Source organism: Candidatus Pantoea soli, assembly GCF_007833795.1.
GTDB classification, from domain to species: Bacteria; Pseudomonadota; Gammaproteobacteria; order Enterobacterales; family Enterobacteriaceae; genus Pantoea; species Pantoea soli.
Genome location: NZ_CP032702.1, coordinates 1,886,935 through 1,910,933, shown reverse-complemented (window position 1 = coordinate 1,910,933; position 23,999 = coordinate 1,886,935). Strand labels below are relative to the sequence as shown.

Annotated in this window: 21 protein-coding genes; 8 read left to right on the top strand and 13 right to left on the bottom strand. The window is 57.9% G+C overall.

Annotated elements, in window-relative coordinates; all coding sequences use genetic code 11:
* Positions 1–22 precede the first annotated feature (22 nt).
* The 6 genes from D8B20_RS08855 to rstA all read right to left on the bottom strand — a co-directional run bounded on the left by D8B20_RS08855 (position 23) and on the right by rstA (position 5,288).
* Positions 23–829, bottom strand: coding sequence for a trypsin-like serine peptidase (locus tag D8B20_RS08855; RefSeq protein WP_145888529.1), 807 nt, complete (start codon positions 827–829; stop codon positions 23–25).
* Between the two features lie 116 nt (positions 830–945).
* Complete coding sequence (gene ydgU / locus D8B20_RS22115; protein ID WP_455843913.1) at positions 946–1,026, bottom strand: small membrane protein YdgU; 81 nt, start codon at positions 1,024–1,026, stop codon at positions 946–948.
* Positions 1,027–1,108: 82 nt separating this feature from the next.
* Entirely contained in the window at positions 1,109–1,588 is a 480-nt protein-coding gene (gene asr, locus D8B20_RS08850; protein WP_145888528.1) for an acid resistance repetitive basic protein Asr, read from the bottom strand.
* Positions 1,589–1,757: 169 nt separating this feature from the next.
* Complete coding sequence (locus D8B20_RS08845) at positions 1,758–3,245, bottom strand: carboxypeptidase M32 (RefSeq protein ID WP_145888527.1); 1,488 nt, start codon at positions 3,243–3,245, stop codon at positions 1,758–1,760.
* A 10-nt stretch (positions 3,246–3,255) separates the two neighbouring features.
* Positions 3,256–4,566, bottom strand: a complete 1,311-nt coding sequence (rstB, locus tag D8B20_RS08840; protein ID WP_145888526.1) for a two-component system sensor histidine kinase RstB — start codon at positions 4,564–4,566, stop codon at positions 3,256–3,258.
* Complete coding sequence (rstA, locus tag D8B20_RS08835) at positions 4,566–5,288, bottom strand: two-component system response regulator RstA (RefSeq protein ID WP_145888525.1); 723 nt, start codon at positions 5,286–5,288, stop codon at positions 4,566–4,568. Before rstA ends, rstB begins: the two co-directional genes overlap by 1 nt.
* A 176-nt stretch (positions 5,289–5,464) precedes the next feature.
* On the opposite strand from rstA, the gene D8B20_RS08830 reads away from it, so the two are divergent.
* Positions 5,465–5,878: a hypothetical protein gene (locus D8B20_RS08830; protein WP_145888524.1), complete on the top strand. Its 414-nt coding sequence runs from the start codon at positions 5,465–5,467 to the stop codon at positions 5,876–5,878.
* Here the strand turns inward: D8B20_RS08830 and D8B20_RS08825 are convergent, their stop codons facing one another.
* The gene (locus tag D8B20_RS08825) at positions 5,879–7,270 is read right to left on the bottom strand and encodes a basic amino acid/polyamine antiporter (protein WP_145888523.1); all 1,392 of its coding nucleotides are present in this window, start codon (positions 7,268–7,270) and stop codon (positions 5,879–5,881) included.
* 205 nt (positions 7,271–7,475) lie between these two features.
* Positions 7,476–8,432 carry a DUF1471 family protein YdgH gene (gene ydgH / locus D8B20_RS08820; RefSeq protein WP_145888522.1) on the bottom strand — a complete coding sequence of 319 codons (957 nt, stop codon included), beginning with the start codon at positions 8,430–8,432 and terminating at the stop codon, positions 7,476–7,478.
* A gap of 539 nt (positions 8,433–8,971) precedes the next feature.
* Here ydgH and pntA point away from each other — a divergent pair.
* Together pntA and pntB are read left to right on the top strand one after the other, a co-directional pair.
* Positions 8,972–10,507 carry a Re/Si-specific NAD(P)(+) transhydrogenase subunit alpha gene (gene pntA, locus D8B20_RS08815; RefSeq protein WP_145888521.1) on the top strand — a complete coding sequence of 512 codons (1,536 nt, stop codon included), beginning with the start codon at positions 8,972–8,974 and terminating at the stop codon, positions 10,505–10,507.
* A gap of 11 nt (positions 10,508–10,518) precedes the next feature.
* Complete coding sequence (gene pntB / locus D8B20_RS08810; protein WP_145888520.1) at positions 10,519–11,907, top strand: Re/Si-specific NAD(P)(+) transhydrogenase subunit beta; 1,389 nt, start codon at positions 10,519–10,521, stop codon at positions 11,905–11,907.
* A gap of 52 nt (positions 11,908–11,959) precedes the next feature.
* Here pntB and uspE read toward each other — a convergent pair whose 3' ends face one another.
* Both uspE and fnr read right to left on the bottom strand, forming a co-directional pair.
* The gene (gene uspE / locus D8B20_RS08805) at positions 11,960–12,910 is read right to left on the bottom strand and encodes a universal stress protein UspE (RefSeq protein ID WP_145888519.1); all 951 of its coding nucleotides are present in this window, start codon (positions 12,908–12,910) and stop codon (positions 11,960–11,962) included.
* Positions 12,911–13,029: 119 nt separating this feature from the next.
* Positions 13,030–13,782, bottom strand: a complete 753-nt coding sequence (fnr, locus tag D8B20_RS08800; RefSeq protein ID WP_145888518.1) for a fumarate/nitrate reduction transcriptional regulator Fnr — start codon at positions 13,780–13,782, stop codon at positions 13,030–13,032.
* 294 nt (positions 13,783–14,076) lie between these two features.
* Here fnr and smrA point away from each other — a divergent pair, with 294 nt between their 5' ends.
* Positions 14,077–14,643, top strand: coding sequence for a DNA endonuclease SmrA (gene smrA, locus D8B20_RS08795; RefSeq protein WP_145888517.1), 567 nt, complete (start codon positions 14,077–14,079; stop codon positions 14,641–14,643).
* On the opposite strand, the gene D8B20_RS08790 is transcribed toward smrA, so the two are convergent.
* Entirely contained in the window at positions 14,640–15,560 is a 921-nt protein-coding gene (locus tag D8B20_RS08790; protein ID WP_145888516.1) for a LysR substrate-binding domain-containing protein, read from the bottom strand. The genes smrA and D8B20_RS08790 overlap by 4 nt on opposite strands.
* Positions 15,561–15,880: 320 nt before the next feature.
* On the opposite strand from D8B20_RS08790, the gene D8B20_RS08785 reads away from it, so the two are divergent.
* Both D8B20_RS08785 and hglS read left to right on the top strand, forming a co-directional pair.
* A complete protein-coding gene (locus D8B20_RS08785; protein WP_145888515.1) occupies positions 15,881–17,215 on the top strand; it encodes an MFS transporter in 1,335 nt (444 codons plus the stop codon).
* 88 nt (positions 17,216–17,303) lie between these two features.
* Positions 17,304–18,647 (top strand): 2-oxoadipate dioxygenase/decarboxylase HglS, encoded by a 1,344-nt coding sequence (gene hglS / locus D8B20_RS08780; protein ID WP_145888514.1) that lies wholly within the window; start codon positions 17,304–17,306, stop codon positions 18,645–18,647.
* A 441-nt stretch (positions 18,648–19,088) separates the two neighbouring features.
* On the opposite strand, the gene D8B20_RS08775 is transcribed toward hglS, so the two are convergent.
* The gene (locus D8B20_RS08775) at positions 19,089–19,523 is read right to left on the bottom strand and encodes a DoxX family protein (RefSeq protein WP_145888513.1); all 435 of its coding nucleotides are present in this window, start codon (positions 19,521–19,523) and stop codon (positions 19,089–19,091) included.
* 192 nt (positions 19,524–19,715) lie between these two features.
* Between D8B20_RS08775 and D8B20_RS08770 the strand changes: the two genes are divergently transcribed.
* Together D8B20_RS08770 and D8B20_RS08765 are read left to right on the top strand one after the other, a co-directional pair.
* The gene (locus D8B20_RS08770) at positions 19,716–21,236 is read left to right on the top strand and encodes a carboxylesterase/lipase family protein (RefSeq protein ID WP_145888512.1); all 1,521 of its coding nucleotides are present in this window, start codon (positions 19,716–19,718) and stop codon (positions 21,234–21,236) included.
* Positions 21,237–21,449: 213 nt separating this feature from the next.
* Positions 21,450–23,120 carry a methyl-accepting chemotaxis protein gene (locus D8B20_RS08765; RefSeq protein WP_145888511.1) on the top strand — a complete coding sequence of 557 codons (1,671 nt, stop codon included), beginning with the start codon at positions 21,450–21,452 and terminating at the stop codon, positions 23,118–23,120.
* On the opposite strand, the gene D8B20_RS08760 is transcribed toward D8B20_RS08765, so the two are convergent.
* Positions 23,078–23,959 (bottom strand): LysR substrate-binding domain-containing protein, encoded by an 882-nt coding sequence (locus tag D8B20_RS08760; protein WP_145888510.1) that lies wholly within the window; start codon positions 23,957–23,959, stop codon positions 23,078–23,080. The genes D8B20_RS08765 and D8B20_RS08760 overlap by 43 nt on opposite strands.
* Positions 23,960–23,999: the final 40 nt, after the last annotated feature.

Below are 23,999 nucleotides of genomic sequence, written 5' to 3'. Positions count from 1 at the left end.
GGTGACCGCACCGGGGCTGACGCTACTGCGCCAGCTCTTCCAGTTTGTCTTTGAACGAGGTAACGGCAATCGCGCGGTTATCGGCGCGGTAGCGATCGGCCGGTGCCGGCGCGGAGCTTTGCACCGCTATCAGCTGCCAGTTGCCATTCTGCTTCAGCAGCAGCGGCGATCCGCTGTCGCCCGGCAGCGTATCACACTGGTGTGACAGCACGGCGCGCTGCGACCAGCCGGTAATGACGCAATCACTGTGTGAATAGAGCGTGTCGAGATGATCGGCCGGATAGCCTGCCTGCGTGACTTTCCGATCGGTGGTTTTCAGCGCGGCGGTGAGATCGCTGCGCGAGCCGTCAAACAGCGGAATCGGCACGATGCCGGACGGCGGGTTGTGCAAAATGACCAGCCCGTAATCGTAAGGCGCGGCACCCGGCGGCACGATCCAGCCTTCGCCATCCGCCTGCAGCCGGCGCGCCAGCGAGGGTTCAACGCGGGCGTCAATATCATGAATTTCATAACGCCAGCCTTTTGCACCGGCCATAAAGCGCAGGGCAACCGGCTTATCAAATTTGCCTGGCGGGGTCAGCAGGCAGTGACCGGCCGTCAGCGCCAGATGTTCAGAAATCAGCGTGGCGGTACATAAATTACCGCTTTCGGTTTCCAGCTGACCAATGGCGTCCCACGGGGCCGCGCTGACATCGGTGATTGCCTGACGGTGATCTTTGCCGAAGAACAGCGTTTTGATCTCATCCGGACTAAGCCCGTCTTCATCATCGGCATGTGCTGTGAGGTTAATGCTAAAAAGACCAACAAATAACAGGATAGCCAGGCGCATAGTTCTCTCAATGGCGAGATTAAGTAGAGGTCGTTGTCATCACGCTTGAGCGATAACTATAGTCGGTGAGCGGTAAAAAAGGGAGAAATATTGGAGTAATCAGTACGCTACAACGACTAGATAAAAAAGCTGGCCGCAACGATGCCGCAGAGGATCATCACAATCAGAATAATTTCGAAGCGATAGCGACGCACCATTTTTCGCTACTCCAGTAAATAAACACCCGGCTTAACCGGGTGTTTTCAATCAATCATGCGGTGTTGGCGCGCAACGGCAACCTTATTTAGCAGCTTTTTTCGCTTTGTGGTGCTTTTTAGCAGCCTGAGCTTTCTGTGCAGCTGGTTTGGTTACTTTTTTGTGGTGCTTTTTAGCAGCCTGCGCTTTCTGTGCAGCAGGTTTGGTTGCTTTGTGGTGCTTTTTAGCAGCCTGGGCTTTCTGTGCAGCTGGCTTGGTTGCTTTGTGGTGCTTTTTAGCAGCCTGGGCTTTCTGCTCAGCAGGTTTGGTTGCTTTTTTGTGGTGCTTTTTAGCAGCCTGCGCTTTCTGAGCGGCCGGTGCTTTTTTGTGTTTTTTCGCTGCCTGGGCTTTCTGTGCAGCTGCTTTCTTATGATGCATCGCTTTGTGCTTAGCCGGTGCAGCAGTCGTGGTGGTAGCAGTCGCAGTTGGTGCAGCAGCCGGAGCAGCAGTTGTAGTCTCAGCAGCGAAAGCAGCAGAAGACAGACCCATAGCAGCGGCGATTACCAGTGCAAATAATTTTTTCATTGCAAAATCCTCGGACTATTTTTTCATGTGTAGCCCACTGCGGGGCCGGTGAAAACACTATATGAAAAACAGTGCCGGCTTTCCGTGAGGGATTGGTATCGGCGTGTAACGGATTGTACAAAGCGGGGAAGACAGCAGAACGGGGCGGCCAGAGCGGCCGCCGCGCAGTTTACGCAGTCAGGTAACGCTGTTCAAGATGCTCACGGAAATAGCGTGGATTCAGCGCTTCGCCGGTGGCATTGACCAGCAGCTGCTCTGTCGGGAAGCGGCTGCCATGCTGCCAGATGTTCTGCTGCAGCCAGTCAAACACCGGCTGTAAATCACCCTGCAGAATCAGGTTCTCTACCTGCGGCAGTGCACGCTTCACCGCCTGGAACAGCTGGGCAGCGTACATCGCACCCAATGTATAGGTCGGGAAATAGCCAAAAGCACCGTCGGTCCAGTGAATGTCCTGCATACAGCCGTCACGATAGTTACCGCGCGTGTCGATGCCCAGCGACTGCTGCATCTTTTCATCCCACAGGGCGGGGATGTCCTCTACCTCAATCTCACCTTCAATCAGGGCGCGCTCAATCTCATAGCGCAGAATGACGTGCGCCGGGTAGCTCAGTTCATCGGCATCCACGCGAATGAACCCCGGCTGTACGCGCTGCGTCAGGCGAATAAAGTTGCTGACCTCCAGCGCCGGCTGCTCGCCCATCAGCGCCACCACCTGTGGATGGATGTGCTGCAGGAAGGCGCTGCTGCGGCCCAGCTGCATCTCCATAAACAGGCTTTGCGACTCGTGGATGGCGGTTGAACGCGCAAGCGCCACCGGCTGGCCGCGCCACTGCTGCGGCAGGTTTTGCTCATAGCGCGCGTGGCCGGTTTCATGAATGACGCCCATCAGCGCGCTAAGAAAATCATTCTCGCTGTAACGCGTGGTGATGCGCACATCTTCCGGCACGCCGCCGCAGAAGGGGTGGGCGCTGACATCCAGACGGCCGTGATTGAAATCGAATCCCAGCGTTTTCATGATGCTCAGCCCCAGCTGTTTCTGCGGCTCAATGGCAAACGGCCCGACCGGGGTGGCCAGCGGTGCGCTGCGCTGCTTTTCCACCACCTGCTGCAGCAGATCCGGCAGCCAGCTTTTCAGGTCGCCAAAGGTGCGATCGAGCCGGGCGCTGGTCATGCCCGGCTCAAAGACATCCAGCAGCGCATCGTAGCGCGACACGCCGAGCGCCTCCGCGCGCAGCTGCGCCTCTTCACGGCTTAACTTCACCACCTCTTTCAGATTGGCACTGAACCCCGCCCAGTCATTGGCCGGACGCTGGCTGCGCCAGGCGTGCTCGCAGCGCGAGCCGGCCAGCGATTTTGCTTCAACCAGGGCGGCCGGCAGAATCGTGGCCTGCTGCCATGCGCGCTGCATTTCGTTCAGGTTGGCCTGCTCCACATCGTTCAGCGACTCCTGCTGTGCCGCGCTCAACAGCTCGCCAAGGCGTTTATCCGTCAGCATCTCATGCATAAACACGCTCAGTTCGGCCATCGCCTCGCCGCGCGCCTGACTGCCGCCCGGCGGCATGGTGGTTTGCATATCCACGCCGGCAATGGCGCCGAGGTGGCCAAAGCGGGAGAGGCGCAGAAAAGTGCGGCTAAGTTCCTGATAAGCAGAGGTCATGTAAAGCTCCTTATGACGTTAAGCGTGGTGCTGAGTCCCGCAAGGGTAAGTCAACCGGCCAGCAAAAGCGAACGCAGGCACCGCCCAGCGGGCTGCTCTCAATCGAGACGTGGCCCTGCAGCGCCTGCGCAATTGAGTGGACAATCGCCAGCCCCAGGCCGCAGCCACCGGTGGCGCGGTCGCGGCTGGGGTCAAGACGGACAAAAGGTTCAAACACGCGTTCACGCTCCTGCTGTGGAATGCCCGGACCGTCATCTTCCACCTGCAGGTTGCCGGTGGCGCCGTCAAACCACAGGCTGACGCGCAGCCGCGCCTGGGCATAGCGCAGGGCATTATTGACCAGGTTATCCAGCACGCGCTCCATCAGACGCGTGTCGGCGCTGCCCACGTTCTGCAGCTGCGGAATATCCAGCGCGATGTGCGTCTGCGGATTCAGCGCCTGCACATCTTCAATATGGAGCCGCAGCCACTGTGCCAGATCGAAGGTCTGCAAATTCAGGTCAACGCGCGGTCGATCCAGCCGCGCATAGGTGAGCAGCTCTTCAATCAGGCTCTCCAGCTGGCCGACGTCGCGGTTCAGCGCGGCGGATTCAGCGTCGGTCAGGTTATCGCTCATCTCCAGCCGGTAACGCAGCCGTACCAGCGGCGTGCGCAGCTCATGGGCAATGCCATCAATCAGCTGCTTTTTGCTGGTGACCAGCGTGTTGATGTTGTCCGCCATCTGGTTAAACGCCACGCCAAGGCTGTGCAGGCTGGAGGTGTTCTCAAAATGGGTGCGTACATCCAGCTCGCCGCGCCCGAAGCGCTCGGCGGCCTTTTCCAGGCGCTGCATCTCCTGCCAGTGCGGCCGCAGCCAGATAAACACCGGCAGCGCCAGCGACATACCGATAAAGGCCACCAGCACAATATCCAGGATGCGCATCTGGTGCAGATAAAACAGATAGGGAATTGGCCCGACGGAGAGTACATAGTGGCTGCGCGGAATGTGCTGCAGGAAGGTGTACTGATCGTCCAGCGCCACGATTTCGCCGGCGCGCAGCCGTTTCATGTCGGCTTCGCCCAGCTGATATTTGCTCATTGGCTCGATGTTGAGATCAAACGACAGGTCGAGATCAAGACTGCGAATGGTTTTGTTCCAGTCGCGCGGCGGGATCTCGCGCAGTTCGCTGCGCATCAGAAACAGCGAACTGGCCATCAAATCGTTCATTGACTGGCGGCCGGCGCGTTCGGCGGTGAACTTGTACACCAGGCCGACCAGCAACGTCATTACCAGAAAAGAGACAAACAGCAGCAGATAGAACTGAATAAACAGCTTTCTCATCAGGAACGGGTATCCCAGGCCTGCGGCGCGAACAGATAGCCTTTGTTACGAATGGTTTTGATGCGGAACGGCTCGGTTGCGCTGTCATAAAGCTTTTTGCGCAGGCGCGAAATGGCCACATCAATACTGCGATCCATGCCGTCATAGCTGACGCCGCGCAGCGTTTTCAGCAGCGCATCGCGATCGAGAATCTGTCCGGCATGGCTGGCCAGCTCCCACAGCAGATCAAAATCAGCGGTGGAAAGCGTGATGTTTTCCTCAAACAGCGTGACCTGGCGGTTGAGCGAATCGATGGTTAGTGAGCCAAAGTGCAGCACTTTCTGCGAGCCCTGGCGGACCGGTGCCGCTTCCGGTTTAGTGCTGCTTGCCTGGCGCAGGTGCAGACGCAGGCGCGCCAGCAGCACCGCGGGTGGGGTGGTTTTCAGAATATAGTCATTGGCGCCCATCTCCAGGGCCAGGATATGGTTCATATCGCTGTCCAGCGAGGTCAGCAGCACAATCGGCCCCTGCCAGTGCGCGCGCAGATCGCGGCACAGCGTCATGCCATCTTTACCGGGTAACATGATATCCAGCAGGACCAGGTCAGGGTTGGCGTCCAGGATGGTGGCTTCTGCGCGATCGCCGCGCGTTTCGACAATCACGTCAATATCATGACGACCCAGGTAGGCGGCGATCAGTTCGCCGACTTCTGGCTCATCTTCCACATAAACGATTTTGTTCATAATTCTCTGCAATGGCTGAGGATATCAGCAGCATAACTTTTCCTGGTCCTGAGCTCTACGCTTCCGCACGAATTATCCTTGTCTTACTGGTATGTGCACCGTGAAATGTGCCATTATTAGCGGCGCGCTGTCGCGCGAGGTTCGGAACCGTACAGTAAAACAGGAGGAGTGCGAGGGTGTCTGATAAAGAGCTGGCTGCAGCCGGATACAGTGACCGCATCTGCTTCAATTACAGTGATTTTCTTTCCGCTTCCTGCAAAAAACGCTGGAGCTTTGTCGACGCCATTTATGGCGTAATGCCGATCTTTGGCATGGTAACGCGCAAATCAGCGCACAGCCTGCACACCAGCGACGATCACCTCAAAGAATTAGCATTACAAATCATTTCTACTCAGGTCAGTGACGAGATTAACATCGCCCGTTTGATTACCCTGGCCGAACAGCAGCACATCAGCCGCTTTGATATCCAGCTCCCGTATCCGCTTTCCGCTGAGCAGCTTGATGCTATTCATCATGAATACCATAAGCCGCTCAATCTCACACAGCAGAATGACCTGCTGTGCGTTTCCATTCCGGTGCAGCCGCACTGATTACCGCGCCAGCTGCCACACCGCAGGCAGAGAGGCGACCATCAGCAAAACAATCGCCATGCGTTCATAGTGTGACAGCCGCGCATCGCCACGTCCGCCGCGACGGGCAAACAGAAACAGCAGCAGGCCCGGCGCGTAAAGCACCACCGACAGCAGCAGATGCAGCGGCCCGGAGGCATACAGCAGCCAGATGCCATAGGCGCTGGCCCCCAGCCCGGTCAGCAGCGCCAGCGGCTTGTTCTGGCCAGAGACCACTTTAATCAGATAGAGCCCGACCAGCAGATAAGGCACCAGAATCATCTCTGAGGCGATGGTCAGCAGCGTGTTGTAATCCGCACCGGTGACGGCAATCAGAATCAGACACACCTGCACGCTGCCATTGGTCAGCCACAGCGAGGCGGACGGGGAGTTGTGACGGTTCTGCCGCGCAATGCTGCGCGGGAAGGCACCCTGCTGCGCCGCCAGGAACGGCACTTCCGCGGCCATGATGGTCCAGCTGAGATAAGCGCCGCATACCGAGATAATCAATCCGATAGCAATAACCGCGTCACCCCAGTGGCCAATCAGCCGTTCCATCAGGCCGGCCATGGAAGGGTTGCGCATGTGGGCCAGCTCAGCGCGCGGCACCACGCCCAGTGACAGCAGCGTCACCAGCAGATAGACCAGCAGCGCGGCGACCACTGCCAGCAGGGTGGCGCGTCCGACATCTTTTTTATGCCGGGCGCGGGCTGAGACCACCACCGCGCCTTCCACGCCAATAAACACCCACAAGGTGATCAGCATGGTTTGTTTAACCTGCTGCCACAGCGGCTGGCCGAGTTCAACGCCGCTGAAATCAAAGCGGAAGCGGTCATAGTTAAATGCGGCTACCGCAAGCACCACAAACAGCAGCAGCGGCACCAGCTTACCCAGCGTGGCCAGCAGATTGATGCTGGCAGCGGTCTGCACGCCGCGCAGCACCAGCCAGTGAACCAGCCACAGCAGCACGGACGCGCCCGCCATCGCCTGCCAGGTGTTGCCGTCGGCAAATACCACGTGGCCCGGCGAGTCAGTGAAGAAACTCAGGGCGGAAAAGACGATCACCAGGTAAGAGACGTTGGCGATAACCGCACACAGCCAGTAGCCCCACGCGGAGCAGAAGCCCATCAGTTCACCGAATCCGGCGCGGGCATAGGTGAAAATGCCGCCGTCCAGCTCGGGTTTCAGGCGCGTCAGCAACAGCATTGCCAGCGACAGAAACAGAATGCCGACGCCGGTGATCAGCCAGCCAATCAGCAGCGCCGCCGGACCGGCCACGGCCGCCATATTTTGCGGCAGGCTAAAAACACCCGCGCCCAGCATTGAGCTGAGTACCAGCGCGGTGAGCGCGCTAAGACCTAATTTTTTATCCAAAACGCCATTCCTGAACAGCAGAGTATGCTGAGTAGTGACTATTCCATAGAAGTGTAGCGTGGCAGGAAGCCAGCTTTAAAACGGAATACCCTGAAAACAGGCGGCAGATTTTACGGAGAGCGAAAAGGGAAGGCAATGCAAGTCTATGCAGATTTGTCTAAGGATTATGCAAACGACAGGGCGACCGGCGTCGCCCTGGATACGGTTATTTAAACAGATCTGCGGTGACGGTCAGGTTACCGCCGCTCTGGTTCTGCCACTGACGGGTGATGTGGTAGTACTTCGCCCCTTTGGCAATGGCGCGTTTGCCCACGGCTTCAGAGATTTCAGTTGGCGTGCCGAAGTGATCCGAGAAGGTGATGGTATCAAACGGCTGCATCTGCGCTGCGGTGATGGCGTTGACTTCCTGTACGCTGCGCCCGTCCGGTTGAGTGACAGTGTAACGCTGGCCGGTTGAGCTCTGCGTTTCAAAGAAACGGCCGACGCTGGTGCTCGGTGTATCGGAAGACGCTACACCCGGAATAGCGACTTTTTTCGCTGCCGCACCGCCTGCTGCCAGTGCGGCTTTGCCGGCTTCGGAATCTGCCGGAATCGAATCGGAGGTATCCTGCACCACGCGCGCTTTGGCATCTGCTTTATAGACATAAGCCGTCACGTACTGGTTGCCGCCGTTGTTGGCATCGACCTGACGCACGATAAAGAAGGAGGCTGCGCCTTTGTTTTTTGCCGCTTTGGCAATGGCTTCGTTGACATCCGGCTGGCTGGAGAAGAAGCCGCTAACGGAAACGGTATCGAATGGCTCAAGACGATAGGCTTCGGCTTTCGGCAACTCTTTGACGCCGTTAAACATACGGTACTGCGTGGTGCTCTCTGCTGCAGGTGCGTTGGCTTTATACAGATCGGCCGTCACGCGCCAGTTGCCGCCATTACCGTTGGTATCGTTGATGCCCTGTACATAATAAGAGTCCGCACCCTTGGCATCGGCGGCTTTTGAGACGGCGTCCGTCGCATCGCCGATAGCATTGAAACGGCCACTGATATTGATGCGTTCGAATGGTTTTAACGCGGCCGCTTGTTCTGGCGTCAGCTCTTTGGCAGCAAACGCGTTTGCTGCCAGCAGTGATAACAGGGTGGACGCCAGAATGGTATTCTTGAGCTTCATAAAAATGATCCTTCGCCTTACGCAAAATGAGTACGAAAACGTGCTGGACTCTTGATGTATAACAGATTAGCCGCTGATTATTGCATGTAATAATCAACCTGTCTCAGCCAATTTATGCGCTTAACATTGACAGTAACAGGGAAATATTCATCGCTGTGTCATAACGCACAGTTAAGGCCGTCGTTTCGGTGCGATTATCGGTTAAGGTGGTTATCCTTATCGCTTTAATAATTAACCCTTTGTTAAATAAACGTTTTAATTAACAGTTAATCCCTGATGACACGATTCGGCGCAGCAGATTGTTTTTCGGACGTGCGCAAAAGCAGTGGCATCACGTGGTCATCCGCTGCGGCAGCTGAATATATGCATGAATGTCATCAGCAGGCGTTATCCCGCTAGATCAGGATCTCTGTTTTCAGTAGGTTATAAAGACTTTGTTACATTGCGCAGAGCGTTCATAAAAAAGCTGAAACCGCGTTTCGGCGCGTAACCCTTTGCCTGTTATCCGACTCCTCCTTTACTCACTGAAAGGAAACAGTATGTTAATTGGAATACCCAAAGAGCGGTTAGCTAATGAAGCGCGCGTGGCCGCCACGCCAAAAACCATTGAGCAGCTCATTAAGCTGGGGTTCAGCGTCACGGTTGAACAGGGCGCCGGCCTGCGTGCCAGTTTTGATGATGCCCACTATAGCGCTGCCGGCGCCAGCATCAGCGACACGCAGGCGGTATGGCAGTCAGACATTGTGCTGAAAGTGAATGCACCTGACGAGGAGGAGATCGCGCTGTTGCGCCCCGGCGCAACGCTGGTGAGCTTTATCTGGCCTGCCCAGAACCCGGCGCTGCTGGAACAACTGGCGGCCCGTAAGGTCACGGTGATGGCGATGGATGCGGTGCCGCGAATTTCGCGCGCGCAGGCGCTGGACGCCCTGAGCTCCATGGCTAACATTGCCGGTTATCGTGCCATTGTCGAGGCGGCCCATGAATTTGGCCGCTTCTTTACCGGCCAGATTACCGCCGCCGGTAAAGTGCCGCCTGCCAAAGTCATGGTAATTGGGGCGGGGGTGGCGGGGCTGGCTGCGATCGGGGCGGCCGGCAGTCTCGGCGCCATTGTGCGCGCCTTTGACACCCGTCCGGAGGTGAAAGAACAGGTGCAGAGTATGGGCGCTGAGTTTCTTGAGCTGGATTTTGCCGAAGAAGCCGGCAGCGGCGACGGCTATGCCAAAGTGATGTCAGCGGCCTTTATCGAAGCCGAGATGGCGCTGTTTGCCGCCCAGGCAAAAGAGGTGGACATTATTGTTACCACTGCGCTGATCCCGGGCAAACCGGCACCGAAGCTGATCACGGCTGAAATGGTTGCCAGCATGAAACCCGGCAGCGTGATTGTCGATCTCGCCGCGGCTACCGGAGGCAACTGCGCGCTGACGGTGGCCGATCGCGTTACCCTGACCGATAACGGGGTGAAAATTATCGGCTATACCGATCTGCCCAGCCGCCTGCCAACACAATCCTCGCAGCTCTACGGCACCAACCTGGTTAACCTGCTCAAATTATTGTGTAAAGAGAAAAATGGCGACATCAGCGTAGATTTTGATGACGTGGTGATCCGGGGCGTCACGGTAATACGTGACGGAGACATTACCTGGCCCGCGCCGCCTATCGCGGTTTCCGCTGCCGCGAAAGCGGCGCCGCAGCCCGCCGCCCGCCCGACGGAAAAACCCGTCGCGACACCCGCCTCGCCGTGGCGCAAATACCTGCTGCTGGCGCTGGCAGTGGTGCTGTTTGCCTGCCTTGCGAATGTGGCCCCGGCGGCGTTCCTGTCGCACTTTACCGTGTTCGCGCTTGCCTGCGTGGTTGGCTACTACGTGGTATGGAACGTCAGCCACGCGCTGCATACGCCGCTGATGTCTGTCACCAACGCGATCTCCGGCATTATCGTGGTGGGGGCGGTGCTGCAGATGGGACACGGCGGCTGGGTGACGTTCCTGGCGTTTGTGGCGGTGCTGATTGCCAGCATCAACATCTTCGGTGGGTTTACCGTCACGCAGCGCATGCTGAAAATGTTCCGTAAGGATTAAGGGGTAACACGATGTCAGGCGGATTAGTGACTGCAGCATATATTGTTGCCGCGATTCTTTTTATCTTCAGCCTTGCCGGGCTGGCGAAGCATGAGACCGCAAAGCAGGGTAACCGGTATGGTATGTGTGGTATGGCGCTTGCGCTGCTGGCGACCATTTTTGGCCCGGACAGCGGTCATGTCGCGTGGATTTTGCTGGCGATGGTGACAGGTGGCGCTATCGGTGTGCGGCTGGCAAAGCGGGTGGAAATGACGGAGATGCCCGAACTGGTCGCCATCCTGCACAGCTTTGTCGGACTGGCGGCGGTGCTGGTCGGTTTTAACAGCTATATCGGTCATGCGCCCGGAATGACGCCGGTTATGGAAAATATCCATCTGACCGAAGTCTTTCTCGGCATCTTTATTGGTGCGGTCACCTTCACCGGTTCGCTGGTGGCGTTTGGCAAACTGCGCGGCAAAATTGCTTCAAAGGCGCTGATGCTGCCGCATCGCCATAAAATGAACCTGGCGGCACTGGTGGTTTCCTTCCTGCTGATGCTGTGGTTTGTGCGCACCGACAGCAGCGGCGCTCAGGTGTTTGCGCTGCTGCTGATGACCGCGATAGCGCTGGTGTTTGGCTGGCATCTGGTGGCGTCGATAGGCGGGGCTGATATGCCCGTAGTGGTCTCCATGCTCAACTCTTACTCAGGCTGGGCGGCGGCGGCGGCGGGCTTTATGCTGAGCAACGACCTGCTGATTGTCACCGGCGCGCTGGTGGGGTCTTCCGGTGCCATTCTCTCTTACATCATGTGTAAAGCGATGAACCGCTCTTTTATCAGCGTGATTGCCGGCGGCTTTGGCACCGACGTCAGTGCTGGCACGGCAGAGCAGGAAGCCGGTGAACACCGTGAAATCAGCGCAGAAGAGACGGCGGAGTTGCTGAAAAACTCGACGTCGGTAATTATCACGCCCGGCTACGGGATGGCGGTTGCGCAGGCCCAGTATCCGGTGGCGGAAATCACGGAGAAGTTGCGCGCCCGCGGCATCCGGGTGCGGTTCGGGATCCATCCGGTCGCCGGACGCCTGCCTGGCCACATGAATGTGCTGCTGGCCGAAGCAAAAGTGCCGTATGACGTGGTGCTGGAAATGGATGAAATCAATGATGATTTCAGTGACACCGATACCGTGCTGGTGATTGGCGCCAACGACACCGTGAACCCGGCGGCACAGGACGATCCGCACAGCCCGATTGCCGGAATGCCGGTGCTGGAAGTGTGGAAAGCGCAGAATGTTGTGGTGTTCAAACGCTCAATGAATACCGGCTACGCGGGTGTGCAGAATCCGCTGTTCTTCAAAGAGAATACGCAGATGCTGTTTGGTGATGCGAAAGCCAGCGTGGAAGGGATTTTGCGCGCGCTGTAACCGGCGCCAGGCAGAAAACAGCAGGGCGGCAATTTTTGCCGCCCTGAGTCAGTTAATCGTCTTCATCATCGTCGAACTCAACCGGTGATTTGAAATCATCGGGTTTAATCGCCAGCAAATCACAGCGCAGATGGTCAATAACCTGTTCAGCCGTGTTGCCGAGGAACGCCGCAGATAAGCCGGTACGGCCAATCGTGCCCAGCACCACGATGCCCGCGTCAAGATGCGCGGCGATATCCGGTATTACTTCTTCCGGTAACCCTTTGGCCACGTGAGTAAACTCTTCGCCAATCGAGAATTTCTGCCGCAGCGCCTTCATTGCCACCAGATGCTGACCGCGGATGGCGTCGTTATAGACGCTGGGATCAAAGTCCGGCAGTTCAATCGCAATGTTAATCGGCGTGACGGGGTAAGCCCCCACCAGATGCACCTCGGTGTGGTTAACCATATCGGCCAGCTGTGTGGTTTCACGGATCAGTTTTTGATTCAGCGCATCGTGGTGCGGCTCTTCGCTGGCCAGATTAACCGCGACGACCGCCTTACCGCCTTCCGGCCACGGCTGGTCTTTGACCATCCAGACCGGGCAGGGGCATTTGCGCAGCAGGTGCCAGTCGGTCGGCGTGAAAATCACCGCTTCCAGCCGGTCATGCTGGTGCGCCATCTTCAGCACCAGATCGTGCTGATGCGCCAGTACTTCCTGGATAATCGCTTCGAACGGCCGGTTGTGCCACACCACTTTGATCTCAATGTCCACCCCCGCCTCTAAGTAGGCGTGGGCCTGTTCACGGATCCACTCGGTGCGCTGGCTGATCACGCCCTTACGCATGTTCGAGCGCTCATCCGGTGAGAGCAGCGTGGTCATTTCATAGGAGAAGTCATAGATTGGCAGGAAAGCTTTGATTTTTCCGCCGATACGTTGATTCAGATAGACCGCGCGCCGCAGCGCGGGCTGGTCATCCTGCTGGGGATCAATCGCGACCAGAATATTTTGGTACCGGGACATCAGGCAATCTCCTCAAACCAAAGCCAGTTTGGAATAAAGATAGCCTAAGATTGCGCAGGGCAGAAGCGGAAAAGATGTAGCCGGATCAATAAAATAACAATTACTGACCCGGCAGGAATTCACGCCGCCTGTTCGGACTGACCTGCCAGCTCTGCCAGCAGGGCGTGATTTTCGATGGTGATATATTTGCCTTTTACCGCCAGCATACCGCTTTTCTGGAAACGCCCCAGCAGACGGCTGATGGTTTCAACGGTGAGCCCCAGATAGTTACCAATATCGCCGCGCGTCATGGTCAGACGGAATTCGCGCTGCGAGAAACCACGCTGGCCGAAGCGACGCGAGAGGTTCCAGATAAAGGCAGCCAGCCGCTCCTCGGCATTTTTCTTCGACAGCAGCAGAATCATGTCCTGATCGCCTTTGATCTCACCGCTCATCAGCCGCATCATCTGCTGACGCAATGCCGGCATTTTACCGGAAAGATCGTCCAGGGTATCGAACGGAATTTCGCACACCATGGCCGTTTCCAGCGCCTGCGCAAAGCTGGGGTGATGCGCACTGACGATCGCATCAAAACCGACCAAATCGCCTGCAAGGTGAAAACCGGTGATCTGCTCATCACCCTGTTCGGTGATGGTGTAGCTTTTGATAGTGCCGGAGCGAATGGCGTAGAGCGATTTCAGTTCGTCACCGGCTTTGAATAGTGTCTGGCCTTTCTGAATCGGCTTTTTGCGCTCAATGATGTTGTCCAGCTGATCCAGTTCGTGTTCGTTCAGCGTGAAGGGAATACACAACTGGCTGATACTGCAATCCTGACAATGGATGGCACAACCGCCAGACTGAATACGTCGAATGCTACGTTTTTCCGGAATCATATGTCTGCGCCCGATGATGATTGACTGGTGTCAATTTTAACATTTTTCGCGGTGAAGGGAACTCATCCGAGCAGTATTCCCGATCAAAACCCCACAAAACCTGTGTATACGCGGTGTTGATGCCGGTCATGTGCCAGCTGAAAAGCGAACTGGCACGAATTCTTTCCAGCAGAATAGCGTAATAAGCCAGATGACAGGGTGAAAAGTGACAGATGTGATGGCCGATATCCTTTGCTAGAATTTTGCTTTTGAGCGTGACAACTCACACGCTCCGTTCACCAGGCGGGAGGAACCATGAACCTTGATGATGACGATCTGTTTCGGGATGCCATGGGGGATGTCACGCCGCTAAAAGATTGTGCCAATACGCAATGGCTGCGCGCCCCGTCAACCAAAGCGCCTCGCTCGCCTGCGCAGGAAGCGCCGCCGGAAAACTTTCTCACGCGCGGTTTTCTCGACATTATTCCGCTTACCGTTCCGCTGGAATACAAAGCCGATGGCATTCAGCAGGGCGTGCTGGATAAGCTGCGGCTGGGTAAATATGACCTTGATGCCAGCCTGAATCTGCTGCGCCAGCCGGTCGAGACCTGCCGTCAGTCGCTGTTCAGTTTTATGCTGGAGGCGCGCAAGCAGGGGCTGCGCAATCTGCTGATCATTCATGGCAAGGGCCGCGATGACGAATCGCATGCCAACATTGTGCGCAGCTATGTGGCGCGCTGGCTGCAGCAGTTTGAGGATGTGCAGACGTTTTGTATGGCGCAGCCGCAGCACGGCGGGGCCGGCGCGCTGTATGTCGGGCTGCGCAAAACCGATAAAGCGCGGCTGGATAACCGCGAACGCCACGCGAAACGCAGCCGCTAGCTGTGAAATTTGCGTATGGTCGCCATCAGCACTTCGGTGCTGAGGTTAAGCGGCTGGCCGCTGCGCGTAATGATACCCACCGGTTCGCCCGGACCGGGTGACGCAACCGGCAGCGCATGCAGGGCGTTATGGCTGAGATCTTCTTTCACCGCCCCTGACGGCACAAACCACACATAGTCATAGCGCAGCGCCAGCTGACGGGCCAGTGAGGTTGAAGAGGTTTCAACGCAGTTAGCCGGTAGCGAACATCCTTGCTCATCCAGCATGTGCTGCGCAATACGGCGCGGCGCGGTGCCTTCGGGTGATATCACCACCGGCCACTGCATCGCCCGGGAAAGCGTGACGTTGTCACTCAGGAGCGGATGTTCCGGCCTGACCACCAGCTTCAGCGATTCCAGAAACAGTAATTCATATGTCAGCCCGGTCATCATTTCACTGCCGGCCATCCGGCCAATGCCCAGATCGAACTCCCCGGCGCGCAGGCCAGCCAGCAGCACGTTGTTGTGCAGGGTGGCCACCTGAACCGTGGTATTGGGCTGTTGCTCATGGAAGCGATCAAGAATCTGCGGCAGCATACCCATAGCCGCCGTGGTCAGGGCGCCGAGACGAATAACCACCGGCCGTCCGGGCACCGGCGAATGAAAGCTTTGTCCGGCATGATGAAGCGCGTCCAGCACTTTTACCGCATGTACCAGAAACTGTTCGCCCAGCGTGGTGAGCTGAGCACCCAGCCGGCCGCGCTCAAACAGGCGTGCACCTGCCAGCTCTTCCAGCTCGTTCAGGGTTTTGGAGAGCGCCGGCTGGCTGAGATTGAGCGTTTCCGCGGCGCGCCCCAGCGTGCCTTGCTGGGCAACCGCGACAAAGGTATGCAGATGGCGCAGACGAATGCGCTGATTGAACAGATTACTTTTATCCATAGGCTCAACATAATGAACAGAGGGGCGCTGCGGCAATCAGCAGAGCGGAATTCTGTTAACTTACTTGCAAAATTGTATTAACAAAATAGCCTGCATTCGGCTTTGTTATCAATACCCTGTTTTGTCTTGTTTTTTTATTATCAGGGGAATTAAACAGATTATCACTGCAAGTAATATCAATCCCTTAGTGGTAATTAATTTGAATAATTCTCACTTTCACCTAAAAAACAGTGCCTGTCATTGTTAACGATCGGCTATCATAAGCGCCGTTTTTTTTACCAAATCTGATGGTTCCATCATCACCGTGCAGGAGTGCTATCGTGACCAGCGTTGAAGCCGTAGACGTTCGCCAGCTGATAAATCAAAACACGCTTAGCAGCTGGCAAAAGCGCCTGATCGCGCTGTGCTTCATCGTAGTGGCGCTGGATGGCATGGATATTGCGCTGATGGGGTTTATCGCGCCGGCGTTAAAAGCCGGCTGGGGTGTGACCAATCATCAGCTGGGCATGGTCATCAGCGCCGCCCTGATTGGCCTGGCGCTGGGGGCGATGGTGGCCGGACCGCTGGCCGATCGCCACGGTCGTCGCGTGATGATTCTGCTTAGCGTGCTGTTCTTTGGCATCTGGACGCTGGCCACAGCCATGGCCCAGAACATCGAACAGATGATGCTGTTCCGTTTTCTGACCGGCCTTGGCCTTGGTGCTGCCATGCCCAACGTCGGCACGCTGGTGGCGGAGTATGCGCCGGAACGCCGCCGTTCCTTTATCATTACCGTGGTGTTCTGTGGTTTCACGTTCGGCGCGGCAACCGGCGGTTTTGCCGCGTCCTGGCTGCTGCCGCGCTATAACTGGCATTCGGTCATGCTGATGGGCGGCGTGCTGCCGCTGCTGGTGCTGCCGTTTCTGCTGCGCGGTTTGCCGGAATCGGTGCGCTTTCTGATTAGCCGTCGTGCTCCTGCGGCGCATATTCATGCCATTCTGGATCGCATGCTGCCGGGCGCGGTACAGCCGGGCAGCCGCTATCAGAGCAGTGAACCCCCGGCAGCGCGGCATGGCGCCATGGCGACCGTGGTATCACGCCGCTACCTGTCTGGCAGCCTGATGCTGTGGGGTGGCTATTTTATGGGGCTGTTCCTGGTGTACCTGATCGGCAGCTGGCTGCCTTCGCTGATCAATACGTTGGGCATGTCAGTGACAGACGCCGCGATTGTTACCGCCATGTACCAGGCAGGCGGTACGCTCGGGTCGCTTTTCGCGGGCTGGCTGATGGACCGCATCAACGCCAACCTTGCCCTGGCAGCGATCTACTTTTGCGGCGGCATTGCCATCGTGGCACTGGGCTTTTCACCGGCGCAGGTTGGGCTGATGAGTGCCATCGCTTTTTGCAGCGGCTTCTGTTTTAACGGGGCCAACACCGGCATGAATGCGCTGTCTGCCAGCTATTATCCCACGCACGCTCGCGCGACCGGCTCCAGCTGGATGCATGGTGTGGGCCGCGTCGGGGCGATTATCAGTGCGTTTGTCGGCGCTGAACTGCTGTCGCTGGGCTGGGCTTTCAGTGAGATTTTCCTGCTGCTGGCCATTCCGGCGGTTCTCACCACGCTCATGCTGGTGCTGAAATGCCGCTTTAGTGACCGGCAGCGCGCCGCTGAGTGACAGCGCGATCACAGTTCCGGGAAATAGTTACCCGGCGCTAAAGGGTTGATCTACAGTAGCAGCGACCCTTTAGTCCGAGGTGATGACCATGGATAATTTTCTCACCAGCGATGCCATCCGCACGCTGTTCTCGCAGGCGATGTCCGCCATGTACCAGCAGGAGGTGCCGCTCTATGGCACCCTGACGCAGCTGGTAACCGCCGTCAATGACCGAACGCTGGAAGCCAATCCCACCCTGAAAAACCGTCTGGCGGCTGCCGATGAGCTGAGCCGTCTGAGCGTTGAGCGTCACGGTGCCATTCGCGTTGGCACTGCCGCTGAACTGAGCACGCTGCGCCAGCTGTTTGCGGTGATGGGTATGGAGCCGGTCGGCTATTACGATCTGTCACAGGCGGGCGTGCCGGTGCACTCCACGGCGTTCCGGCCAGTGACCGACCGCGCGCTGCGCCGTAATCCGTTCCGCGTGTTTACCTCACTGTTGCGGCTGGAACTCATCGGAGATGCGGCGCTGCGTGCCCGCGCCGCAGAGATTCTGGCGTCCCGCGATATTTTTACCCCGGGTTGCCGGGCGCTGCTGGCAAAACATCAGCAGCAGGGCGGGCTGAATGCAGCGGATGCCGCCGCCTTTGTAAAAGAGGCGCTGGAGACTTTTCGCTGGCATGCCAGCACCACGGTAGACAGCGCAACCTATCGCGCCCTGAATCAGCAGCACCGGCTGATTGCAGATGTAGTGTGTTTCCGTGGCTGCCATATCAATCACCTGACGCCGCGCACGCTGGATATCGATCGCGTTCAGGCGCTGATGCCTTCGCGCGGGATTGATCCCAAGACGCTGATTGAGGGGCCGCCACAGCGTAAGGTACCGATTCTGTTGCGGCAAACCAGCTTTAAGGCACTGGAGGAGGCGGTCCATTTCATTGACGGCACGCCGGGTACGCATACGGCACGTTTTGGTGAGATTGAGCAGCGCGGTGCGGCGTTAACGCCAAAAGGGCGAGCGCTGTACGATCGCCTGCTGGCTCAGGCCGGCACTGGCCGTGATAACCAGCAGCATCAGGCGCACCTCAGCGAGGTGTTTCGTGATTTTCCTGATGACGAGCAGACGCTGCGCGAGCAGGGGCTGGCATGGTTTCGCTATCGCCTGACGGAGAAAGGCGAACATGCGCGGCCGCGGCCCGGTGAAAGTCTGAATCAGCTGCTGGCCGATGAGCGTATACAGGCCGAACCCATTGTGTATGAAGACTTTCTGCCGGTGAGCGCCGCCGGGATCTTCCAGTCAAATCTGGGCAATGACGTGCAGGCACGGCAGGCGGGAAATGCCAGCCGTGACGATTTTGAGACGGCGCTGGGCAGCCCGGTTCTGGACGAAATGGCGCTGTATCAGCAGATGCAGCAGCGCAGCCTGGAACAGTGTGGGATTGTCGCGCGCTGAGGCAGAACAGGTGCCGGCGCTGAGCCTGTCGGAATGCAACCGGGTATCGCTAATCGGGTGCCAGCACATGCAAAACGGTGTGGCTTGCCGCACCGGCATGCCCCCCTCCCGGGGGGCTGCCGCCGCGCCATCCCTGCCGCACTTGTTCAGCGCTGCGAACCGTACCACGCTTCCGGAAGCACCGATGCCGGTGGTAAGCAGGGAGATTGCGCTGAGCCGGGCGTCACGCGGCATGGATACCGCGTGCCGGGGCCCGCACGGATACGGGGGTTGCCGTTCCGGCGGGCACAACTTTCTTTTTGACCGTATGCCGATCACCGCCATGCCGTTTATCGATCAGGTTTTTTAGCTTTTCACGGGACAAGATTCTGGCAGGCAAAATAAAACCGGTCCGTCACCGGGCAACACCCCGTGAACGGACCGGTCGATCTTTTTTGATTATTATTGCAGGCGAGCGTCGCGCACCAGCGTGTACTTCCCGGCACCTGAAAACATAATGGCCAGCGCGCCCAGCAGGTAAAACGCTTCGGTCTCCAGCGACCAGGCACCGACGTCGGTGCGATGCCAGAAGGCACCCGTTTTGACCAGCAGCGTGGCAACAACCATATTCACCGCGATAATGAACGCCGCCGGGCGGGCCATTAAACCGATGATCACCATTACGGGTGCCACAATTTCCCCGATGTAAGCACCGTATGCGATATAACCTGGCAACCCTTTCGCTGTCAGCATATGCGCAATCCCGCTTACGCCATGCACCACTTTGAACTGGCCGTGAAACAACAGCAGTCCGCCCAACGTCAGACGTAACAGCAACTTACCGAAATCCGGACAATCGCTTATCCGGGTAAACAGCTGATTGATGCCACCAGACATCGCGTTTCTCCATCGTGCCAGGTTAACGTGCAACCTTAAATCACAACCCGCTACCAGGGTTAGCCAAAAAAACTGATGAAGTCGTTCAATGAAACCGATGCTGATTCGGCTTAATCTGCAAATGCCTGCAAAACATAGACATTCATCCGGGCACTGCAAATAATGGGGGCGATGTAAAACAGGGAACCCACGATGAAAAATGAACGACGTCTGAGCATTCTCACGGCGGAAGGTGAGCTCAGAGGCCTGATGGATGAAGACATTTTTGTATTCCGGGGGATTCCTTACGCTGCGCCCCCCACAGGCGCGCTGCGCTGGCGTCCTCCACAGCCGGTTACACCGTGGCAGACGGTGCGTGATGCCACCCGCTGGGGGAGCGCCAGCTGGCAGAATCGGGAATACTGCGTTGCGGCTGGCGGCGGCGATCCCGGTGAATTCAGCGAAGATTGTCTTTATCTCAATATCTGGACGCCAGACGTCGCGCCCGCTACGCCGCTGCCGGTGATGGTCTGGCTGCATGGTGGCGGCTTCACACTGGGTGCCGGCAGCCTCGATCCCTATCGCGGCAAAGCGCTGGCGGCGCAGGGCGTTGTTGTGGTCACGCTCAACTATCGGCTTGGCCACTTTGGCTTTTTTGCACATCCGGCACTGGATGCAGAATACCCGCAAGGCAGGGTTGTGAATAACTTCGCGCTGCTGGACCAGATCGCCGCGCTGCAATGGGTACAGCGTAATATTCCGGCGTTTGGCGGCAATCGTCACAACATCACGCTGTTTGGCGAATCTTCCGGCGCGCGCAGCGTGCTGTCGCTCTGCTGCTCACCGCTGGCAGAAGGGCTGTTTCATAAAGGCATAGTACAAAGCGCGTACAGCCTGCCGGACGTGCCGCAACAGAAAGCGCAGCAGAAAGGTATGCAGGTGGCAAAACATTTTGGCCTGCCGGAAAATGCCACCTCCGCGCAACTGCGTGCGCTGCCGGCGGAGGATTTCTGGCCGTTGCAGGCACCGCTTACGCTCGGCCCGGTGGCGATCAGCGGCGATGCGGTCTTGCCTGAACCGATGCTGGACACGTTCATGGCCTGCCGGCAACATCGCGTGCCGCTGATGATCGGCAGCAACAGCGATGAGGCCAGCGTACTGGACTACTTTGGTGTCGATGCCACGGCAATCCTGCAGCAAATGCGCCGCAAAAACCGCTTCAGTTACCGGTTGATTAAATGGCTGTACGACATCCATGATGACGCGCGCCTGGGCCGGGCAGTGGCACGCGACATGGCCTTCACGGTGGTACCGCTGCTGGTTGCGCAGGCCCAGCACAGCATCGGCATGCCTGCCTGGCGCTACTGGTTTGACTATGTTTCAGAAAATGCCCGCGATCTCTATCCGCACGGCGCCTGGCACGGCAATGAAATCCCCTATGTGTTTAATAACTTAACCGCAGCTGAGCCGGACGATGGCCGTCCTTATACGGCAACCGATCGCGCGTTTGCCGGGGCCATCAGCGCGTTATGGGTCAGCTTCGCACGGGATGCGAGCGAATTCAGCTACCGGCTGCAGGGAAGCATCGACTGGCCGGTGTGGCGACCCCATGACGACCTCACGCTGGCAATCGGCCATGACGGCAAAGCAGAGATGGTGCTGAAGGCGCGCTTTATGCGCACAAAGCTGCGCCTGTTCCGTCTGATGATGCGCAGCCATGTCAGGCTTTCATAGCCTGCTAATCATCAAAGGGCGCAAATGAATTTTTAACGCAAATATTTCATTAATGTATTGATTTTTCAGCCCTGAACCGTTGCTGCCTCGCCTGATAATCAGCAGTTTTTTAGCTTACAAAACGGTTACATTTTCTCTTTTGCATGCCGATATATACGTTATGCCCGATGTTGTCCGTCGGGTCTCCTGGCATTTCACACCAAGGGATTATGTATGGGTATCTTAAAAAATTTCACGATTCGCGCCGTTCTGCTGACCATTCTCGGCCTGTTCTGCGTGCTGTGGTGCGCCGTCGGACTGTTCAGCGTGCACTCGCTGAACGCGCTGGGCGAAGGCAACGACATTGATCGCCAGCTGGTGAACCAGATGACGGTGCTGAGCAAAGGTAACGATCAATATTTTCGCGTTGTCACCCGTCTTTCGCGCGTCATGGAAGCGCGTGCCGCCGGCACGGCACCCGCAGCTGACGCGATGGCGTCGGTGCAGCAGGCGCTGACCAGCATGAAAGCACAGCTTACGCAGTTTAAAGCCCTGGCTCCCGGCGCGATGGAGGCGGACAAGGTTAACGATGTGATCGCCAGCTGGCAGAAGCTGCTGGATGAAGGCATTGCGCCACAGGTCGCCCTTGCACAGCAGGGCACGCTGGACGCCTATCGCACTCAGGCTAACAGTGTGACGCCGCCGCTCAGCCGGGCTTTCGGTGCCAGTGCCGAAGCCTTTAATCAGGCGGCAGGCATCAAGCTCGATGAAACCCGCGTGACGGTGGATCACCTCACTGACATCACTAAGGTGATCATTGTCGCTGCGGTGGTTTTTGGCCTGCTGATTCTGCTGTTTACCGACCGCTACCTGGTCTCCATGCTGGTTAAACCGCTGGAGCGTATCCGCAATCACTTCTCGATCATTGCACAGGGCGATCTCAGCCAGCCGGTTGCGGAAATTGGCCGCAACTGCGTGGGTAAACTGGTTCCGCTGTTAAGTGCGATGCAGGACAGCCTGCGGGAAGCCGTCAGCGCTATCCGCAGCGGCACGGAAAATATCTATCGCGGTGCGGCAGAGATCTCCATGGGCAATAACGATCTCTCCTCGCGCACCGAAGAGCAGGCCGCCGCGCTGGAGCAGACGGCAGCCAGCATGGAACAGCTGACGGCCACGGTGAAATTCAACGCTGAAAACGCGCGTCAGGCCAGTGCGCTGGCGGAAACCGCTACCGGTACGGCGCAGCAGGGTGGCCGCCTGGTGGGCGAAGTGGTGACCACCATGCAGGGGATTTCCGGCAGTTCGAAAAAGATTGCTGAAATCACCAGCGTCATCAATAGCATTGCGTTCCAGACCAATATTCTGGCGCTGAACGCCGCCGTGGAAGCCGCACGTGCCGGTGAACAGGGGCGCGGCTTTGCCGTGGTCGCCAGCGAAGTGCGCAACCTGGCGCAGCGCAGTGCCGGCGCCGCCAAAGAGATCGCCACGCTGATTCAGGATTCTGTCGAGCGCGTGGAGAAGGGCTCGGCGCTGGTCAGCAGCGCGGGCAGCACCATGCACGACATTCTGAAATCGGTGCAGGACGTAAACGAAATCATGAAGCACATCGCCTCGGCATCGGAAGAACAGAGCAAAGGCATTTCGCAGGTGGGCACCGCAGTGACCGAGATGGACAGCGTCACCCAGCAGAACGCCTCGCTGGTTGAGCAGGTGTCTGCGGCCGCCAGTGCGCTGGAGCGCCAGACCGAAGAGCTGCAGGCTTCAGTCGCAAAATTCCGTCTGTCAGAAAATACGCCGGCCGCGCCGGGGGCGAAAGCCGCACAGCCGCTGCGCCGTCCGGTGCTGGCTGCGGCGGGCACGCCTCAGCCGAAACCGGCCAGTGCCGACGAATGGGTCTCTTTCTGAGGCTGACACAACCACGCCACCAGTTGCGCCAGGCACGGTGGCGCCGCCTTTTCATGCCGCTGTAACAGGCTGTATGCCGCCCCGGTTGCGACGGGGGCGGCAAACGGAGCCAGCAGCCGGCCCTGTGCCAGATCGTCCTGCACCAGCGTCACGTCGGCGATCGCCACACCAAATCCCTGCAGCGCAGCCCCAATCGCCAAATCCATCGTGGCAAAATGCTGATTGCGGGCCATCGGTATCGCAACCTGCTGCGCATCCAGCCACAGCTGCCAGTCACGCCGATCGTGGGTCGGATGCAGAAATGTCAGCCGTGCCAGATCGCGAATGTCACGGGGTAATGGCAGGTCCGGTGACAGCACCGGCGTCAGCCGCTCTTCAAACAGTAGAATTGCGCCGGCAGGCGGTGCGCCAAAGACAATCGCCGCATCGTAATTTTCCAGCTGCGCGTTATGCTCCAGCGTGGTGGTCAGCGCGACGTGCAGCGCCGGCTGCTGCTGTTCCAGCGCAACCAGGCGCGGCACCAGCCAGCGCAGCGCGCAGGTAGGGGCTTTCAGGCGCACCGCAACAGTGTGGCGGCTGGCCTGTTCTGTGGCGCTGACCAGCAAATCATATCCCTGCTGCAGCGACGGCAGCAGTCCGGCACCCTGTGCGGTCAGGCGCAGCCCGCGCGCATGGCGCTCAAACAGCGCAAAGCCCAGCCAGGCTTCCAGCGCCGCGATTTTCCGGCTGACGGCTCCCTGCGTAATGCACAGCTCGCGGGCCGCATGCGTCAGATTAAGATGGCGTGCGGTGACAAGGAAAGCGTGAATGGCATTCAGCGGCAGAGCGGTGCGGGACATGGCGGCCTCAGTTATGCATTTTGATCATGGCTATTATGAC

Bases quoted from the DNA above. Each gene is read 5' to 3' on its own strand.
- fnr (WP_145888518.1), bottom strand. From the start codon at position 13,782: ATGATTCCGGAAAAACGTAGCATTCGACGTATTCAGTCTGGCGGTTGT.
- D8B20_RS08845 (WP_145888527.1), bottom strand. From the start codon at position 3,245: ATGACCTCTGCTTATCAGGAACTTAGCCGCACTTTTCTGCGCCTCTCC.
- D8B20_RS08760 (WP_145888510.1), bottom strand. From the start codon at position 23,959: ATGTCCCGCACCGCTCTGCCGCTGAATGCCATTCACGCTTTCCTTGTC.
- D8B20_RS08775 (WP_145888513.1), bottom strand. From the start codon at position 19,523: ATGTCTGGTGGCATCAATCAGCTGTTTACCCGGATAAGCGATTGTCCG.
- ydgH (WP_145888522.1), bottom strand. From the start codon at position 8,432: ATGAAGCTCAAGAATACCATTCTGGCGTCCACCCTGTTATCACTGCTG.
- rstA (WP_145888525.1), bottom strand. From the start codon at position 5,288: ATGAACAAAATCGTTTATGTGGAAGATGAGCCAGAAGTCGGCGAACTG.
- D8B20_RS08855 (WP_145888529.1), bottom strand. From the start codon at position 829: ATGCGCCTGGCTATCCTGTTATTTGTTGGTCTTTTTAGCATTAACCTC.
- D8B20_RS08770 (WP_145888512.1), top strand. From the start codon at position 19,716: ATGAAAAATGAACGACGTCTGAGCATTCTCACGGCGGAAGGTGAGCTC.
- ydgU (WP_455843913.1), bottom strand. From the start codon at position 1,026: ATGGTGCGTCGCTATCGCTTCGAAATTATTCTGATTGTGATGATCCTC.
- rstB (WP_145888526.1), bottom strand. From the start codon at position 4,566: ATGAGAAAGCTGTTTATTCAGTTCTATCTGCTGCTGTTTGTCTCTTTT.
- pntB (WP_145888520.1), top strand. From the start codon at position 10,519: ATGTCAGGCGGATTAGTGACTGCAGCATATATTGTTGCCGCGATTCTT.
- hglS (WP_145888514.1), top strand. From the start codon at position 17,304: ATGGATAATTTTCTCACCAGCGATGCCATCCGCACGCTGTTCTCGCAG.
- uspE (WP_145888519.1), bottom strand. From the start codon at position 12,910: ATGTCCCGGTACCAAAATATTCTGGTCGCGATTGATCCCCAGCAGGAT.
- asr (WP_145888528.1), bottom strand. From the start codon at position 1,588: ATGAAAAAATTATTTGCACTGGTAATCGCCGCTGCTATGGGTCTGTCT.
- smrA (WP_145888517.1), top strand. From the start codon at position 14,077: ATGAACCTTGATGATGACGATCTGTTTCGGGATGCCATGGGGGATGTC.
- pntA (WP_145888521.1), top strand. From the start codon at position 8,972: ATGTTAATTGGAATACCCAAAGAGCGGTTAGCTAATGAAGCGCGCGTG.
- D8B20_RS08790 (WP_145888516.1), bottom strand. From the start codon at position 15,560: ATGGATAAAAGTAATCTGTTCAATCAGCGCATTCGTCTGCGCCATCTG.
- D8B20_RS08765 (WP_145888511.1), top strand. From the start codon at position 21,450: ATGGGTATCTTAAAAAATTTCACGATTCGCGCCGTTCTGCTGACCATT.